Origin of the sequence: Cytobacillus eiseniae (assembly GCF_017874625.1) — a bacterium.
GTDB lineage: Bacteria > Bacillota > Bacilli > Bacillales > Cytobacillaceae > Cytobacillus > Cytobacillus eiseniae.
Genome location: NZ_JAGIKZ010000019.1, coordinates 37,650 through 54,394, shown reverse-complemented (window position 1 = coordinate 54,394; position 16,745 = coordinate 37,650). Strand labels below are relative to the sequence as shown.

Sequence of the window (16,745 nt, the reverse complement as noted above, 5' to 3'; positions counted from 1 at the left end):
CCCCTTGGAAAGAGAGAAGGAATTAGAATATTTAGTAGAAGCATTAATCAAAATGCTCGGAAAATCAAACGAAAGAGTCAATGACCTAAACAAACGTGTCGTACAACTAGAAGAAATTATCCGTGAATCAGTTTTACAGGAATACAAATCAATGCAGCCAGGGCATGAGATTCCCGTATTCTCGAACTAAGCTTCTCAATGATTTCCTCCGCACATTTCCACTCATAGAAAAATTCAATCAACTCCTCATTTCTCCTCACATTGCCGGCGCTTAATTGTGCCGGATTTTTTGTTGTTGGGAAAATGGGTAGCCAAGGAAGCTTCATGGAGCTCGTAAAAGGGAAAAAGAAGAAAATCCGTAGCCAAGGAGTCTTCATGGAGCCCGCAAAGAAGGAAAAAGGAGAAAATCGGTAGCCATGGAAGCTTCATGGAGCCCGCAAAGAAGGAGAAAGGAGAAAAACGGTAGCCATGGAAGCTTCATGGAGCCCGCAAAGAAGGAGAAAGGAGAAAAACGGTAGCCATGGAAGCTCCATGGCGCCCGCAAAGAAGGGGAAAGGAGAAAATCGGTAGCCAATGATCCCCCCATAGCGCCCCTAAAAATCAAGAACGCCAAAAAACCGCTAGCGACCTTCCGCCACCCCCAATTCAAAAAAAGCAGCCACCCAAATCAGTGGCTACTCTCCCATCCTCAAGTTAAGGAAACAAGGTCCTTCAAATCACTAGTAGATAACTCAGTGATCCAGCTTTCGCTTTGGATGATTTGGTCATTGAGTGATTGCTTTTTCTCGAGCATGGTGTCGATTTTTTCTTCGAGTGTGCCTGTGCAGATCATTTTATGCACGTGGACGAAGCGCTCTTGGCCGATGCGGTAGGCACGGTCGGTTGCTTGGTTTTCGACAGCGGGATTCCACCAGCGATCATAGTGAATGACGTGGTTAGCGGCTGTTAAATTCAATCCGGTTCCGCCTGCCTTCAAGGATAGAAGAAAGACGGGGAACTCGTGCGCCTGGAATTGTTCAATCATGCGGTCGCGTTCGTTTTTCGGGACGCTTCCGTTTAAAAAGGGCACAGTGATTCCGAACTTTTTCTTAATGACCTGTTGGATCATGTGCCCCATTTCAATATATTGGGTAAAAATAAGGCAGCTTTCTCCTTGATCGAGTACGGATTCAACGAGCTCACTTAATTTTTCAAGCTTGGTCGAGCGTTCGATCATATGGACTGGCTTCGCTTCTTTTAAATAAAGCGCAGGATGGTTGCATAGCTGCTTCAAGCGGCTTAGCATTTGCAAAATTAACCCTTTGCGCTCAAAGGCCGATAGCTGTTCGATTTGATCAAACGTATCCTTTAAGAGCTGTTCGTATAAGGATGCTTGTTCCGCGGTTAATGGACAATATTCCTTTTGCTCCAGCTTATCAGGTAAATTCAGTGCGACGTCTTCGTCCTTTTTCGTGCGGCGTAATAAGAAGGGGCGAATATAGGCCTGCAGCTGTTTCACCTTTTCCTCATTGTCTTCCTTTTCAATCGGGAGAACGAAACGCTTCTGGAATTGGCCCATGCTGCCGAGATAGCCGTGATTCGTAAAATCAAAAATTGACCAAAGCTCAGATAGCCGGTTTTCCATTGGCGTGCCTGTCAAAGCAATATGATGCTTGCCTCTCAATTTCCGTACAGCTCTAGATTGCTTCGTCCCGGCATTTTTAATATTCTGTGCTTCATCAATGCTAATCGAGCTCCATTCAATTTGCCCAAAATCCTCTACATCAAGATGGGTTAGGCCATATGAAGTCAGCACGACATCGGCAGCAGAGGCGATCTCGGAAAATGCCTCCCCTTTCGGACGATTTCCGCCATAATGCAAATAGGTGTTCAAATGGGGTGCAAAGCGCTCAATTTCCTTTTGCCAATTGCCTAAGACGGAAGTCGGGCAAATGATCAATGCAGGGCCATCGGTTGTTTCCGCTTCTTTTACTTTTAGAAGATAGCTAATTAATTGAATCGTCTTCCCCAAGCCCATATCATCCGCCAAACAAGCCCCAAATCCATATTTGCGCAAAAACAACAGCCAGCTCATGCCAAGCTGCTGATAGGGACGTAATTCCCCTTGGAATTGTGCGGATGGCTCTTCAAGCGGGATGTCCTTCATATCGCGTAGCTGTTTCACCATTTGCTTCCATTGGCGATTTAATTCGATTTGGATGCGTGCGAATGCTTGTGGATTTTCAAGTTCATCCTCATTGGCATCGTCCCCACCGAGGAGCTCCTGCTCAATTAAATCCCGAACATGCAAGCCTTCCTTTTCTGCTTTTTTCATTAAATCTTGAATTTGACGGACGAAATTCGGGTCCAGCTTAATCCAGCGGCCGCGCACATAGACGAGTCGGCGTTTTTCCTCCACCATGCTGTTGAATTCTTCCTCAGACAGATCGACTCCGTTCATGGAGATCCGCCAATCATAATCAAGCATCGCTTGCAGTCCTACGAAGGATGGCCTGTGGTTGGATTGCCCTTTGACCCGTGCTTTCACTTTCATGCTTGCGTTCTTCATCGCCTGCCACCAAGAAGGCAATAAGATTTCCACACCAAGGGAGAGCAAGGTTTCACTCGCTTCTGTTAAAAAGGTCCATGCTTCATCCTCTGTTAAGCTGCTCGCAAGCTTCTTCTCCCCACCTAGCCACGGGAAAACATTCATCCATCGCTGCTGTTCCTTTTCGATTGCTTCCTCATGCTTTTTCCACCCGCGGGGATAATTCCCGACATCCTCCCGATCGACTAGCAAATCCGGTTGATTTTTTCCGCGTAGAAAAATGCTCAGCTCCCATAAGCCGTCCATATCGGCGGGCTCCTCCAGCTTCAACCCAATTGTAAAAGGCACGTCACTCTCTTTTAAGCCGATCCATTCCTGCCAGCTTTCCTCGTCAAAATAAGCAGCCAAATCACGAGGGGAAAGATGGTCATTTTGCAATGTCTTCCATTTTTCACGGAAGGCTTCCTTCATGACTCCCTTTCGATCCAAATACGTATTTAAGGCATGATGATGCCAATTTTGGATGAATGTTTGGACAGAAGTGTCGTCGACGATTTGCTCCCAAAAGCTCGGATCAAATTCACTCACGACCCGCTCAGGCAATGCCCAGCGAAATGCACCATTCTCCCAAGAGGAGAAATCGGGAATCCACTCTTTTTCCGTTACGGATTCATAAATTGGCAGAGCAGAGGCTAAGCAAATCTGTGCCATCTCATCCCAATCCCATTCAATAAAAGTGTTAAACTGCTCGCGGGCAAATAAGGTAACAAGCTGCCAGCCGTTGATTGGAACTTCGATTCGATTGAGAAATTGCTTTTCATCGAATACCGTTCCGTAAAAGCTTTCCTCATGGCGATGAAAAAGGAGAGGAATCCAGTCGTTTGGCTCAAGTGGAAATCCCTTTTCATCCTCGGCGGAAATATAATAAAGGTCCGTATTTATGTTTCGTACGAGTATTTTTATTAAGTGAGTATTAATCATCAATCAGCTTCCCCCGTTTACATTCTTCCTGAAAGGCACGGAGCCGTTTTGTTTTTTCAAGTATCGCCTCTAAATACAGCTCCCAATCGCTCTGCCGCTTTAGCTTTTTATAAAGGCTGCGCAGCTTCTTCATCTTCCGGACAGCTTGGCGGTAATGATCTCTCCCTTTTTGGCGAATATGACCTTGAACGGATTGATGGTATAGAGGCAGAAGCAGTACAGGGTGATGCTTTTCAAGTGATTTCAAACGTTCTTTTGAAATCATCTCGATGTCATGATCCATATACGCTTGTAAATCGATCCATTTTTCAAAAGCTTGATTGTCAAAAAGCGTGTATTCATATTCGTTATAGCTGAATGGCAATGTTTCGCTCAATGCTTTCTCTAATAAATCCTGGCGGTCAGTGACAGAGCAGTAGGGCTTAATTGCTCGAATAGCAACCCTCGTATAACTCGCCTTTTCATAGTAATCAGTAGATAAGGATAGATAGCCTTTTAATTTTTTAATATAAATTTCAACATAAGGGCCGACCCGCTTCCATTCCCTTTGGGAGGAGAGAAGCTCGATCCAGTAGAGGATATACGGTGTAACGAAATCGTCTCTGCGTGCAATTTCTTCTAGTGCCGCCTCATCCTCTTTTTGAAGAAGATGGAGGTGAATGATCCCGATCGAGACTGGCTCATTTTGGACTTCAAGCGCAAGTAATTTCTGAAGCTCTGCCGCCACCCATTCCTTCTTCTTGAAAAATTTCGTCCAGAGTAATCGGTATAAATGGGTTCGTTCATATTCAAGGGCGAAGGGGATCGTCAATAGCTCTGAAGTATCCTCCTTCAGCTTTTCAATGAATTCATCAAAGGCAAAGGGAAGGGAGCGGACAGACAGCCGATTCACCACTTCATACACATCATCAAGCATTTCGTAAAAAAGCTGGACATAATAACGCTGGATCATCTCTTTTGAATGCCCGTGCTCCATGCTTAATATTCCGAGCCTTTTGAAGGTGAAAACATAGCCGACAAGATGATAGAGCAGCTTCCATTCTTCCTGATAGGGCGCATTTGCCTTCCAGCGTCTCATATACACCTTGTAAAGCTCAGTTACTACGTATGGTTTCGGTGAACCGCTCTCCATAATCGCATGGAAGCTTTCATTGAAGGCGTCCATCCAGCGCTCATAATTAGGTTTCTGCCGTCCTGCGACCTGCAATAAATCCTTCGCCTTCTGAATGCCCAATTGTTTCGCTTGTTTTTTCTCCTGTAGTGGAAGACGCCACTCATCGATCCAGGCACTCACACTTCTTGTCTGTGAGAGAAGCTGAAAAAAGACCGCTAGCTGATGCCGGCAATAGCCTTCTGCTGGGCAGGAGCATTCGCTTAAATGAATGAAATCCAAATTTAGTTGAACTTTCGCAGGCGTCACATCTTGAACAGTTGCATGAAGCATATCATTTATAAATTTCAGCTTATAAACAAGTCCTTGCCGAAACAGCATCAGCCCTATCTGCACAACTTTTGCATCGTCTTCATTCTCTGCCTTCAATTGCTCTAACAAATCTTTCGCAACAAACTGAAGCGGCTCTTGGAAGCGCTCAGGGATTGTCGTCATGGAAAAAAACACCTCACTTTTCGTGTCGCACATCTAGAACATATCCTTTCATTATAGCATTTAATGGAAGGGTTGACAGCTTGGAGGTGTGGAGGGAATGAAGGTTGTGTAAAGATAGGCATGCCAATCTTCAGAGGTAGAAAAGTAAAGAGAACGGGTATTACAGCAAGCGAATGAGCATCCGAGCAAAAAACTTCCGCTTATTTCGTAAATATTCATAAAAAAAGCGGAGAACCCGGAGTTGGCGAAAAAAGTAGCAAAGAGTTTTCAATAGGGGTTATTGAACCCCGAACAAGCGAAAAAAAGCAACAAAGAGTCTTCAATAGAGGCTATAGAAACCTCGAACAAGCGAAAAAAAGTAGCAAAGAGTCTTCAATGAGGGTCATTGAACCCTGAGCGAGCGAAAAAAAGCGTCAAAGAGTCTTCAATAGAGGCCATAGAACCCCGAACAAGCGAAAAAAAGCAACAAAGAGTCTTCAATGAGGGTCATTGAACCCCGAACAAGCGGAAAAAAGCAACAAAGAGTCTTCAATGAGGGTCATTGAACCCCGAACAAGCGAAAAAAAGCAGCAAAGAGTCTTCAATAGAGGCTATTGAACCCCGAACAAGCGAAAAAAAGCAACAAAGAGTCTTCAATAGAGGTTATAGAACCCCGAGCAAGCGAAAAAAAGTAGCAAAGGTTCTTCAATAGAGGTCATAGAACCCCAAGCAAGCAAAAAAAAGCGTCAAAGAGTCTTCAATGGAGGCTATTGAACCCCGAACAAGGGAAAAAAAGCGTCAAAGAGTCTTCAATAGAGGCTATTGAACCCCGATCAAGCGAAAAAAAGCAACAAAGAGTCTTCAATGAGGGTTATTGAACCCTAAACAAACGAAAAAACGCATCAAAGAGTCCTCAATAGGGGCTATTGAACCCCGAACAAGCGAAAAAAAGCAACAAAGAGTCTTCAATAGAGGCTATAGAACCCCGAACAAGCGTAAAAAAGTAGCAAAGAGTCTTCAATGAGGGTCATTGAACCCTGAGCGAGCGAAAAAAAGCGTCAAAGAGTCTTCAATAGAGGCTATAGAACCCCGGACAAGCGAAAAAAAGTAGCAAAGAGTCTTCAATGAGGGTCATTGAACCCTGAGCGAGCGAAAAAAAGCGTCAAAGAGTCTTCAATAGAGGCCATAGAACCCCGAACAAGCGAAAAAAAGCAACAAAGAGTCTTCAATGAGGGTCATTGACTCAAGCAAGCGAAAAAAAGCGTCAAAGAGTCTTCAATGGGAGCCATAGAACCCCGAAAAACTCCGCCTATTCACTCAAAAAACTCAAATATAACTATTTTTCCATCTCCAACCACTCGTTCGCCCACTTCATATTTTACCCAAAATCTAGCAGGGATCATTCCACAATAACAAGAATTCCTACACATACGAATCTAAAAGGAGGAATCACCCCGTGCAGCCAGTCCTCATCGAAAAGGCGCCAGCAAGCATCATGATCAAATTAAGCGCAAATCCATTCCAGCTGCCCAAAGAAATCCGCAATCACCACGATCATTTTTGGAATGAACAAATTAACAACAATCCTACCTTAAGAAACGGAGAGGTCTTCACAATTACGGAAAGTAAACAAACGCCCGAGAAACTAGAAATAACGGTTGCAAGAACCGACTACAAACATTATTTATACACAATGCAGCATCCAGCTTGTGATCATCCTTGTAAAGTCATATATTCCTGTGCATCCATCCTAACAAAGGACAACTATATGGCTTTTGGCAGAATGAGTCAAACGACATCTACCCCGGGGCGTCTACAATTTGCTGGGGGCGGGCTGGAAGAAAGAGATGTAAGAGATTCAATATTTGAGATGGAAGAAAACATGAAGAGAGAATTGCAAGAGGAGATGGGGGTGCTCGTTCATTCACCATCCACCCGTTCTTTCCTTCCGAAATTTATTAAGCGTAAAGGCTCACACGACTTTTGGGCAGTCATCTATGAATTAACAATGGACTATACAGCGAATGAGCTACATGATCATTTCTTACACCATAACCAATCTATACGAGAGAGTGGGAAGCAGCCTGAGTTTGACCAGCTCCTACTTGTCCCACTAGAAAAAGAAGCAGTACAATCCTTTATTCAAAAGGAACAAGCATCGATGGTCGATTATCTCACGCCAATTCTCAAAAAATATACAGAAGGGAACTAAGCGTAGTCTTCTCGTTTAAAAATTCGACAAGAATTCCTTGCTTCTATGAATCTAGCAAAAAGTAGTTTAGAATATAGCTAATGGTGCTTGTCACCACATGGTTTGACTATCTATGGGAGGTGCCTATTAGCTGTGTTAAAAAGGTATTTTAGTATTTTAATCGTATTCTTGCTTTTAACAAATGTGTCAGCTGTTTCTGCAGCGGAGCCGCTTGATGAGATACGTGCATTAATTAAGGAATATTACATAGAGGATGTACCTGCATCTGTGCTGACAAAATCGACAGCAAAGGAAATAACGAAGCATCTGGATCCTTACTCTACTTTTATGACCGCTGAGGAGTTTGCTGCTTTCTCTAATGGAATTGAGCAGCAGCTTGTTGGTGTCGGAATTGTTTTAGAAGAGGATATGAAAGGAATTAAGGTACTATCTGTAATTGCGGGTGGACCTGCGGATCGAGCAGGCATTCAAGCAGGGGATATTATTGTTAGCGCCAATGGCATTAGCCTTGCTGGCAAGTCTGTCCAAAACGCGATTTCACTCATTAGCGGAAAAGAACATACGACCGTCACATTAAATTATATTTCTGTTGAAACGAACACGCTTGTCTCAAAAACAGTAACGAGAGAACTAATTAAGCTGCCAAATGTCGAATATCAAATGCTTGGCGGTGAAATTGGGTATGTTCGTTTGAACAGCTTTGCCCAAGAATCGACGAAGGAAATCATTCAAGCGATTGAAAAACTAGGCGGAGCAAAAGGCTGGATTTTCGATATTCGAAACAATGGCGGGGGCTATGTATCGGCTGCCCAAGAAATTGCTGGCCTCTTTCCAAATGTGAAGCATGCTTTCCAGCTTCGAGATAAAACAGGAAAACCAGAAATCTATGCGGTCATTCCTCAAAAGACAAAGTTTACAGAACCTACTCATATTCTAATCAATGAATATAGTGCAAGTGCATCCGAAATGGTTGCTGTCTCTGTTAAAGAGCAAAAGGGTGCAGCATTATATGGACAAACTTCCTTTGGGAAGGGATCGATGCAGTCGTTGTTCCCACTCAGTGATAACAGCCTGTTGAAGCTGACAACCGCACGCTTCTATTCACCAGCTGGCACACCCGTACATGAAGTAGGGGTGACGCCGACGATCGAAACAGCTGTAGGAGAAGAATTAACAGCGTCTCATAGAGATCAATTACTTACCGCATACAAAGGCTATGAAAAACTACCTGCGCTCAAAGGCGTTCCAGTCACGAAAACCTTCACAGTCGAAATGAATATGAAAATGAACTGGTCAGCACTCAAGCCAGAGGATGTTCAGCTCATTGAACTAGGAGGGAAAGAAGTCCCTGTTGATGTGAAAGTAGCCGATGAGTACAAAATGACGATTACACCAAAAGCAAAGCTACAGGCAAAAGGACAATACATCCTTCTCATCCATCCGAAATGGACGAGCCATCATGCGAAGCAAATGGAAAAGGGCATTTATCTTGAGGTGACAGTGAAGTAAAGAGCACAATTTGTGCTCTTTTTTTATGGTTTGGCGAATAAAATCGATGTGATGGCGAATATAATTCATTCTTGTCCAATATATTGAGAAGAACGGCGAATAAAAGCTCTGTTTTGTCTAATATAAGAGCAACAACGGCGAATAGCTCATTTGGACCCCGTACACTCTCCCATTTATAGGAGTATGAATAAGAGCATGATCAAGAACCATATGTCTATTATCACAAAAAAGTTCTCTATTAAGAAAAAAATCCAATTAAACTATTTCAAATTTCATATGATTCATGTATAATTGGGTATATAATTAAAATATATCTCTTTTTCTATGTATTTTTTTACTGAAAACGTTCTATATAAAGAACTGATAAAGGAGGTCGATATAGTGGGTTCTAAGTCTTTGGAATATAAAAGAAAGCGCTGGAGGCAAAGAAAAAGATTTTTGAAGACATTTACATCAAGTGTGGCGATTTCCTCTCTTTTGTTAGGCGGTGCACGAATCACCGGCCCGACTTATGGGGCATTTACCTCGATACAGGATCAAGGAATAGGCGTTGAGGCTTGTTTCATTTTTCCGAAAGAAGTGGAAAAGCGGCGGGATCTTACATATGAGTGGAAGGAAGAAGCGATCCAACGAATGCAGCAAGTGTTGGACAAAGTAACGGCAGTGGATGTTGCGGGCTTGACTGAGAAAGTAGACCTACTAATCACACCTGAAGATGAGGAGGCAAGTACGGAAGCGCCGCCAGAAGTTTCATTCGATGTAACAACGATTGAGGGGCTGCAGGCACAGCAGGAAAGTTTGCGAGCAGAAATCGCTGCAATACAAGAGACGATTAAAGCCAATGAACAAAAGGGCAAAGAATTTGAAGCAGTAATTGCTGAAATAGTCGAGATGCAAAAAGTGCTACAAGAAATTCTCACGACTGACTTCCCCGAAGCAGAGGAGCTGGCTCTAGAGAAGCTAAAGAAAATTGAAGAAACGCTTGAATTTATTGAAAGCATCGTGGAGCTTGCCATTAAAGAATGCAAGTATGACCCACTATTCTTCGAAGAAATTATTGAGGATATTGAACTTTACAAGAAAGAGCTAACCGATTTTCTTGAATTAGATTTTGCTGAAATGAAAGAAAAAACAGTAGAACAAATCGAACAGTTTACATTGAAAATAGAAGAAGTGAATGCCGCCATGGAAACCCTCCTTACACAAAATGAAGAATTACTCGCTAAAATAGCAAAGCTTGAAGGCATGATTACGGCAATTGATGAACAAATTAGCGTCTTTGAGGAAATTCTGAAGAAAAAGGATGGCTTAATGGAAGTAGCGGCTTTGCTCGCTCAAAAGCTAAATGACTCCGAGAACTTAACAGCAGAACAAATCCAATACTTAATGGATAAATTAGCAGAAATTCATGCAGCCCTTGAAAATCCAGATTTAACAGCAGACATTAGTGGATTAGATCAAGCAATTGCAGATATTGAAGAAGAAATGAGTAAACTTGAAGAAATCCAAGTACAAAAGAACGGCTTGAAGGAAGGCACAAGTCTATTAAGCCAAAAAATACTCGAATCAACGACATTAACAGAGGAACAAAAACAAGCACTTCTAGAAAAATTAGCAGAGCTGAATGCCGCGATAGATGGTGGAGATTTCGCTGAAGGAACGGCTGAGTTCGAAAAGGCGCTTGCTGACATGGAAGAAGAAATTAAGCAAAGGGAAGAAGAAGCAAAGAAAGAACAAGAAAAGCTAGAGGAAGAACAAGAGCTTGAAGATGAAGAAGATGAAGATCCGCAAAATCCAGCGCCAAAACGGGGCATTGATGAACTCATCCAACAAATTACTGATTCGACAACACTGACAGATGAGCAAAAGCAGGAATTGCTTGATAAATTGGCTGAACTTGGAGAAAGCCCGACAGATGGTGATGCTGATTATGAAAAGGCACTTTCTGACATTGAAGAAGAAATGAAGAAAAAGGAAGAGGAAGCAAAGCAAGAGCAGGAAGAGAAAGAGAAAGAAGAGACGGAAGAGGAGGAGCAAGAAGGAGCGGATGAAGAGAAAGAGGACAGCGAAACGCCAGCAGAAGGCGATGAAACAGATCCGCCAAATCCCGGCGAAGAAAAGCCAGTAAATGAAGATGAAAACAATGAAGAGGAAGGTCTAAAAGAAAAGGATAAAGAACAAACGCCGACTCCTCAGCCGAAAGAAGAGCAACCAGCAGAGAAAAGGGACAGCGAGAGCAGCCAATTAAGCTCCTTGCTTATGGGTGACAATATCCAACCACGCATCAATCAGCCTAAAACACCAAACAAAAATCTATCGGTTGAGAATACAAGACTAGATATGAGAACAGAAGAATCGTCAATCATTGATACAATAGGAAGCAAATTAGTAGAGTAAATGAACAACGAAAAATGCCAGCCACCTTCAAATTAAGAAGGTAGCTGGCGTTTTTATATTCATCAAAAAAAGCCAGCACCCAAATCAATGAGTACTGGCAAAATCATTCGGCAGCATTTGCTGCCCAGTTAGGTAAGCACCAGCCATTGGAAAAAATCCATTACTAGTGTCCACCTATTAGACGTTTGTAGGAGAAAAAAGTTTCACTCAATTTGAAGAATTTTAAAGGATGCATCTGAAGAGTCTATATTTTCAGCAGAATCTTCCGTTTTTTCGTCATTAGATGCATCCTTACTGTTTTCAATTGCTTCATCCTCTGATTTTGTTGTGGATTGCCCTGAAGAGTCTTTATTGTCCACACTTGCCTCTTTAGGAGAATCCCCGAAGAAATCAGAAAAAAGGGACGGCCACATAATTAAATTGATGATAATAAGGGTAAAGATGATCGTATTCCGGATGGCCTTCTTTAACATTATGGAATCACGACCTCCTTCGTTTCGAGCACCTTGCCAGACATGCTATATCCTTTAACAGTAACCTTTTCACCGGACTTTAAACCAGGCTGATAAAGCACAAATACATTATTGCCCTTATATTCAAACTCATGACTGCCAGCCTTCACCTTTGTGACATAATCACTTACCTGTACAGTAATCTCATCAAAATGTGAATGCTTTTTCGTTTGAACTTTTACGAGATTCTTTCCAGCTGCTTTTGATGGGGAGCTAGATTCAGAATTGGTGTCTGAGCTTGACTTGTTTTCTGATGGAGAGGTGGGTTTCTTATCGCCACTTCCGGCAGATCCATTCGCATCTTTGCTTCCTTTAGAAGCCTCCCCGATTTTAAATGGCAAGATCGTATGCTCAGTCAAAAACTCATTTTGATCAGACTTCACATTTCCTTTAACAGATAAGTAATACGTAACCCCTTTTTTGTAAGGGGACTCTGGTGTAATCGTTACTTTTCTTTCATCATTCGATAGGCTAAGTGCCGCTTTCACCTGCCGCTTGTTTTCATCTTTAATAAAGAAGTTTTGCTTCTTCAGCGTGCCTTTATTGATTGGCTGTGTAAAAGTTACCGTCCAGCTTTTCAGTGGATCCTGGATTTTACGTTCATCGAGGACAATCTCATCGATTGACGCTTGTCCTTGTAGAATGCCAGGGAACACAATCAAAAATCCAACCATCATGAAGAGAATAATGATTCTTTTCATCTTACCTGTCCTCAACCTGAACCTTAATATCTTGCATCAAGCTTTCAGAAAGCAAGCTAGCGAAGAGGCTTTCCTTTGAAAGCAGCTCGTGGAATGTATAGCCATTTCCTGCTGTTTTGTATTTATATGATTCTTTAAAGGAAGAAATCGCTTTGCCCTCTTCTGCAGCGAATTTAATGATCTTCGAATCGATCGTTTGCTGGGCGCTGTTTAGGACAGTCACCTTCACGTCATAAAAGTCGGGAATCTTTGAGAAGCCAATATCAAACGTAAATTGGTTTTTCGAAGCTTTTGCCCCCGTTACTTTACTTGCATAACCCTTTTGAAGAACTTTGTCATTTTTCATAATATCGACATGCACATTAGCAACATCTTCACTCTTCGTATTGATGTCAATATTCGTGAATCCGTTAAAGGATGTTTGTTCTCCTGTTAAAGCACCTGTTTTCTTGTGGATCACAGAAATGTCATTAATATAGCGTTTCGGTGCGAATGCTTTAATTTGTCTTGGGGCATATTGGGTGAGCATGTTCACAAGTCTGCCTTCATTCACAACCATCAATTCATAGAAATCGATATAGTTTGTTTGGAATGTATAGCTCAAATGTTGATTATATGTCCCATTATGAAGCTCAACTGCTGGGCCATTAACCCTCACCATATACTCCTTATTGAATTCCATCGATCGCTCAGGAAGAATGTGAATCGCTTTTCCATCTTTTTTGATCGTCTTGATCGGGAAGTCATAGTATGTTCCGTTTGTTTTTACAAATAGCTGAATATATTGAGGAGAAATGCTGCGTACCTCGCTGTTGAAATAGATGCGGATATCTGTGTCAATCGGAACATTCTGATCATAGGCTGCTGGATTCAGCTGATCAATACTTGGATCAGAAGCCGCCGAGACCGTTTGATCCAAAGCAGGTATTAATAAGGAAAGGAGTAGAATGAGTGCCACGCCAATCCCTTTCAGTTTGTTCATCATATATAACCACCTTCATCATTATCATTCTTTAATCCTACTATACAACGAAATTCGACATTTCTCTATACCAAAAAAGGAAAAAGCCGCCAATATTGGCGGCTTTTCCTGAACGCTGGAGCGAAGGTTAGTACGATTGTACTATACAAGTTAAAGAAAGCATCTGCTAGGGAGAAAACCTTCTTAATGATAGTGTACCAAATAATAGAGAAAAGTACATGAAAAATTTTCTAATATAGCCAAATTTTTATTGAATAGGCATATTGGCAAAATAATTGAATAGACTGATAAAGTGTGCATCTTTCTAGAAAACAGTAAATATATTACAGAATTAATAAAAATATGATAAAAATTGTAGAAATTTAGCTAGCTTTATATTATCATTAGAAATATAAACCAAAGTTGGGATATCCCTCTCCGTTTACCGTTAAAAATATATATTGGTAACTATTGCATTAAATTTGATAGTTTGGTATACTTTTTAACTAGTTAGGTAAGCGGTGGATATAGAGGAAAATACAACCATTGGTTTATTCATTGCTAACAAAAAAAACGCACTACATAGTACGAAGGGAGAATACAAGTTTATGAAAAAGAAAGCTATTAAAATCGCAGCTTCAACTGCAGTTGCAGCTTCAGCATTCGTTGCTGCAGCACCAGTTAATAAAGCTGATGCAGCTGTGAACGTAGATCAAATCGTGCAAGACGCACAAAATGCAGGTACAGTTCTTAAGTGGGCTATCTCAGTTGAGGGTTCTGCAGATTATGTAACACGTCCTTATGACGCTTATAATGCAGCTAAGAAAGCAATCGACGCTGCTGAAAAAGCTCTTAAAGGCGCAAGCTTCTCTGATCAACTTAAATACGAAGCTCGTTTAACAGATCCAAAGATCCAAGTAAAACGCGCACAAGCATACATTGATGCAATCACTTCAAGTGAGAAAATCAAAGATTTAACTGCTGGCCTAGTTGCAGCTGAAAAAACTGGCGATCTAGATAAAGTTGAAGCAGCATACCACAAAGCTACTGCTGAGTACCGTAAGCAAGCTTCATTACTAGACAAAGTATATGGTCAATCTACTCGTGACGGTATCCGTAACGCAGTTAAGCCAGCTCTTGAAAAAGCTGTTGATGGATTGAAGAACGAAGTAACAGTTCATATGCTTGCTAGAGAAGCTTCTGAATTAGCAAAAGCTGATAAATTAGAAGATGCTGCTAAGAAATTAACTGATGCACAAGCTATTCTTGATGCTAATGTTCTTAAATGGGAAAAAGATTTACAAAAGTCTGTTGATGATGTAGCGGATGCTATGCCATTAAAAGTATTAGCAGTTTCAAGTGATAATAAAAATACTGTAACTGTTAAGTTTTCTAAGAAGATCCAACCTGGTTATGCAGTTCTTCCAGCTGGACAATTTACATTTACTAATGGTTTAATTGTTCAATCTGCAACTGTAGCAGCAGATGGAAAAACAGTTACATTAGTAACAACTGATCAAAAAGCAAATACTGAATATGTATTATCTTATCAAGGTACTGCAACTGGTAAAGCATTTAAGACTCCTGCTAATGCAGTTGATAGCACTTTAACAGTTGTAGAAACTGAAGATGTTAACTTAGATGCTACTGGAGAGCGTTCATATACTGTAAATGTAACTAAAGCAGATGGAACAGCTTATACTGGTAAAGTAGCAATTCAATTATTTGAATCTGATAAAAAGACAGCAGTTCCTGTTGCGAACGTTGCAGTTAAAACTATTAACGGTAGTGTAGTAACTCCTGTTGGTAATGTTTATGAAGTAACTGCTGTAAACGGTAAAGTGACATTTGTAGTTAAAGATAATAATACAGATAATGTTACTACAACAGTAGTTCCAAAAGTTACTCGTCTTGAAGATGATGTGTATAAATTTGCACCTTCTACAAAATTCTGGGTAAATGCTACTGGTGGAGTTGCAACTGCAACAACTGTTGATAGTGTGGTTGTAGATACAACTAATGGTTTCCTATATGTTGGGTTAAATCCAAGTGGTACTGTTAATGAAGTGAAATATACGTTTGATAGTAACGATAAATTCTACTTTAAGAATGTTGAAGTTTCACAAGCTGATTTCTTTAAGGCTCTATCAGTTCAAGATAAAGTTAGAATAAATTATGTAGCACCATATGCAAAATCAAATGTTTCAGAATTTATTCTTGATGTGGATGTTACTGCAGATGCACCATTAAAGGTAACTAATCCAAATGGAGTATTAACTGCAGATACAAATGCAACTCGTTTAGAAGGAACTGGTCAACCTGGACATATCATCGAAGTTTATAAAGGTTCTGTTGCAACTGGAAATGCTGTAGATTCTACAGTAGTAAATTCAAATGGTTCATGGGTAATTAATTCATTGAATTTAGTTGCAGGTCAGCAGAATGACTTTGTTGTTACTTCACGTCCAGTTGGAAGTTCAGTACCAGCTGCTACTGTTAATAATATTCATATTTACCAAGCATACTATGCTACAATTGCAAGTACTGGATTAACAATGACTGAAAAGACTGGTAACACTCTTTTAGATATTGGTGATGAAATTAACTTTACGTTTAGTCATGCTACACTAGCTACAACAAACAACGCATTGAAAGTAGCTGATGGAGCAACTATTAAGTTAAAAGATGGTTTAGGATATACACGTACTTATAAAGTTGCTAAAGTGGACCATGATACTGTAAAGATTACTGACATCATTCAACCAACAGTGGCTGATGGTTATAACAACGCTTATGGTGCAACAACACTTACGTTGATGGAAGTTACTGGAATCACAAACCAAGATAACCTTGTATTTAATGTATCTGAGTCTAAAGACCTTATTGTAAATCCTTAATAAGTGACATTAGACGAAAGAAGCACAGGGACGGTTCTCGTGCTTCCTCAAGGAAGGAAAGTCTTGTAGAGAGTAAAATCTCTATGAGGCTTTTCTTTTTGTATTTTCAGAAAAGGGTTAAGGAGAAGCAAGGGGACGGTTCCCTTGCTTCCTCAACTTTTATTTAATAGAATTGCTGAAAGAGAGAAATTGAGTGAAGCACGGGGACGGTTCTCGTGCTTCCTCAAGGAAGGAAAGTCTTGTAGAGAGTAAAATCTCTATGAGGCTTTCTTTTTTGTATTTTCAGGAAGAAGCACGGGGACGGTTCCCCTGCTTCCTCAAAAAGGAAAGAGGCAGGGACAAAAACTAGCCTCGGGAAACATGGGGACGGTTCTCCTGCTTCCTCAAAGAAGGAAAGTCTTGTAGAGAGTAAAATCCCTATGAGGCTTTCTTTTTTTGTATTTTCAGAAAATTGATATGATAG

At 41.1% G+C, this 16,745-nt stretch carries 10 protein-coding genes; 5 read left to right on the top strand and 5 right to left on the bottom strand.

Annotated elements, in window-relative coordinates:
• Positions 1-4 precede the first annotated feature (4 nt).
• Entirely contained in the window at positions 5-190 is a 186-nt protein-coding gene (locus J2Z40_RS14460) for a hypothetical protein (RefSeq protein ID WP_066398157.1), read from the top strand.
• Between the two features lie 498 nt (positions 191-688).
• On the opposite strand, the gene J2Z40_RS14455 is transcribed toward J2Z40_RS14460, so the two are convergent.
• Both J2Z40_RS14455 and J2Z40_RS14450 read right to left on the bottom strand, forming a co-directional pair.
• On the bottom strand, positions 689-3,508 hold the full coding sequence (locus J2Z40_RS14455) for a DEAD/DEAH box helicase (RefSeq protein ID WP_066398154.1): 2,820 nt from the start codon (positions 3,506-3,508) through the stop codon (positions 689-691).
• Complete coding sequence (locus J2Z40_RS14450; protein WP_066398152.1) at positions 3,501-5,114, bottom strand: SWIM zinc finger family protein; 1,614 nt, start codon at positions 5,112-5,114, stop codon at positions 3,501-3,503. Before J2Z40_RS14450 ends, J2Z40_RS14455 begins: the two co-directional genes overlap by 8 nt.
• 1,435 nt (positions 5,115-6,549) lie before the next feature.
• Between J2Z40_RS14450 and J2Z40_RS14445 the strand changes: the two genes are divergently transcribed.
• The 3 genes from J2Z40_RS14445 (at position 6,550) to J2Z40_RS14435 (ending at position 11,211) form a co-directional block, all read left to right on the top strand.
• Positions 6,550-7,305, top strand: coding sequence for an NUDIX hydrolase (locus J2Z40_RS14445; protein ID WP_066398149.1), 756 nt, complete (start codon positions 6,550-6,552; stop codon positions 7,303-7,305).
• A gap of 132 nt (positions 7,306-7,437) precedes the next feature.
• Complete coding sequence (locus J2Z40_RS14440; RefSeq protein ID WP_083953973.1) at positions 7,438-8,814, top strand: S41 family peptidase; 1,377 nt, start codon at positions 7,438-7,440, stop codon at positions 8,812-8,814.
• A gap of 381 nt (positions 8,815-9,195) precedes the next feature.
• A complete protein-coding gene (locus J2Z40_RS14435) occupies positions 9,196-11,211 on the top strand; it encodes a hypothetical protein (RefSeq protein ID WP_066398147.1) in 2,016 nt (671 codons plus the stop codon).
• A 203-nt stretch (positions 11,212-11,414) separates the two neighbouring features.
• Here J2Z40_RS14435 and J2Z40_RS14430 read toward each other — a convergent pair whose 3' ends face one another.
• Genes J2Z40_RS14430 through J2Z40_RS14420 form a run of 3 tightly spaced genes read right to left on the bottom strand, consistent with a single transcriptional unit; the run spans position 11,415 to position 13,409 of the window.
• Positions 11,415-11,684, bottom strand: coding sequence for a hypothetical protein (locus J2Z40_RS14430; RefSeq protein WP_066398145.1), 270 nt, complete (start codon positions 11,682-11,684; stop codon positions 11,415-11,417).
• Positions 11,684-12,424 (bottom strand): Ig-like domain-containing domain, encoded by a 741-nt coding sequence (locus J2Z40_RS14425; protein ID WP_066398141.1) that lies wholly within the window; start codon positions 12,422-12,424, stop codon positions 11,684-11,686. The genes J2Z40_RS14430 and J2Z40_RS14425 overlap by 1 nt, the downstream gene beginning before the upstream one ends.
• Before the next feature lies 1 nt (position 12,425).
• Positions 12,426-13,409 carry an Ig-like domain-containing domain gene (locus tag J2Z40_RS14420; protein WP_066398138.1) on the bottom strand — a complete coding sequence of 328 codons (984 nt, stop codon included), beginning with the start codon at positions 13,407-13,409 and terminating at the stop codon, positions 12,426-12,428.
• 584 nt (positions 13,410-13,993) lie between these two features.
• Between J2Z40_RS14420 and J2Z40_RS14415 the strand changes: the two genes are divergently transcribed.
• On the top strand, positions 13,994-16,282 hold the full coding sequence (locus tag J2Z40_RS14415) for a hypothetical protein (protein WP_066398136.1): 2,289 nt from the start codon (positions 13,994-13,996) through the stop codon (positions 16,280-16,282).
• Positions 16,283-16,745 lie beyond the last annotated feature (463 nt).

Coding starts and splice junctions, on each gene's coding strand:
- J2Z40_RS14455 (WP_066398154.1), bottom strand. CDS start 3,508: ATGATTAATACTCACTTAATAAAAATACTCGTACGAAACATAAATACG.
- J2Z40_RS14450 (WP_066398152.1), bottom strand. CDS start 5,114: ATGACGACAATCCCTGAGCGCTTCCAAGAGCCGCTTCAGTTTGTTGCG.
- J2Z40_RS14430 (WP_066398145.1), bottom strand. CDS start 11,684: ATGTTAAAGAAGGCCATCCGGAATACGATCATCTTTACCCTTATTATC.
- J2Z40_RS14425 (WP_066398141.1), bottom strand. CDS start 12,424: ATGAAAAGAATCATTATTCTCTTCATGATGGTTGGATTTTTGATTGTG.
- J2Z40_RS14420 (WP_066398138.1), bottom strand. CDS start 13,409: ATGATGAACAAACTGAAAGGGATTGGCGTGGCACTCATTCTACTCCTT.
- J2Z40_RS14415 (WP_066398136.1), top strand. CDS start 13,994: ATGAAAAAGAAAGCTATTAAAATCGCAGCTTCAACTGCAGTTGCAGCT.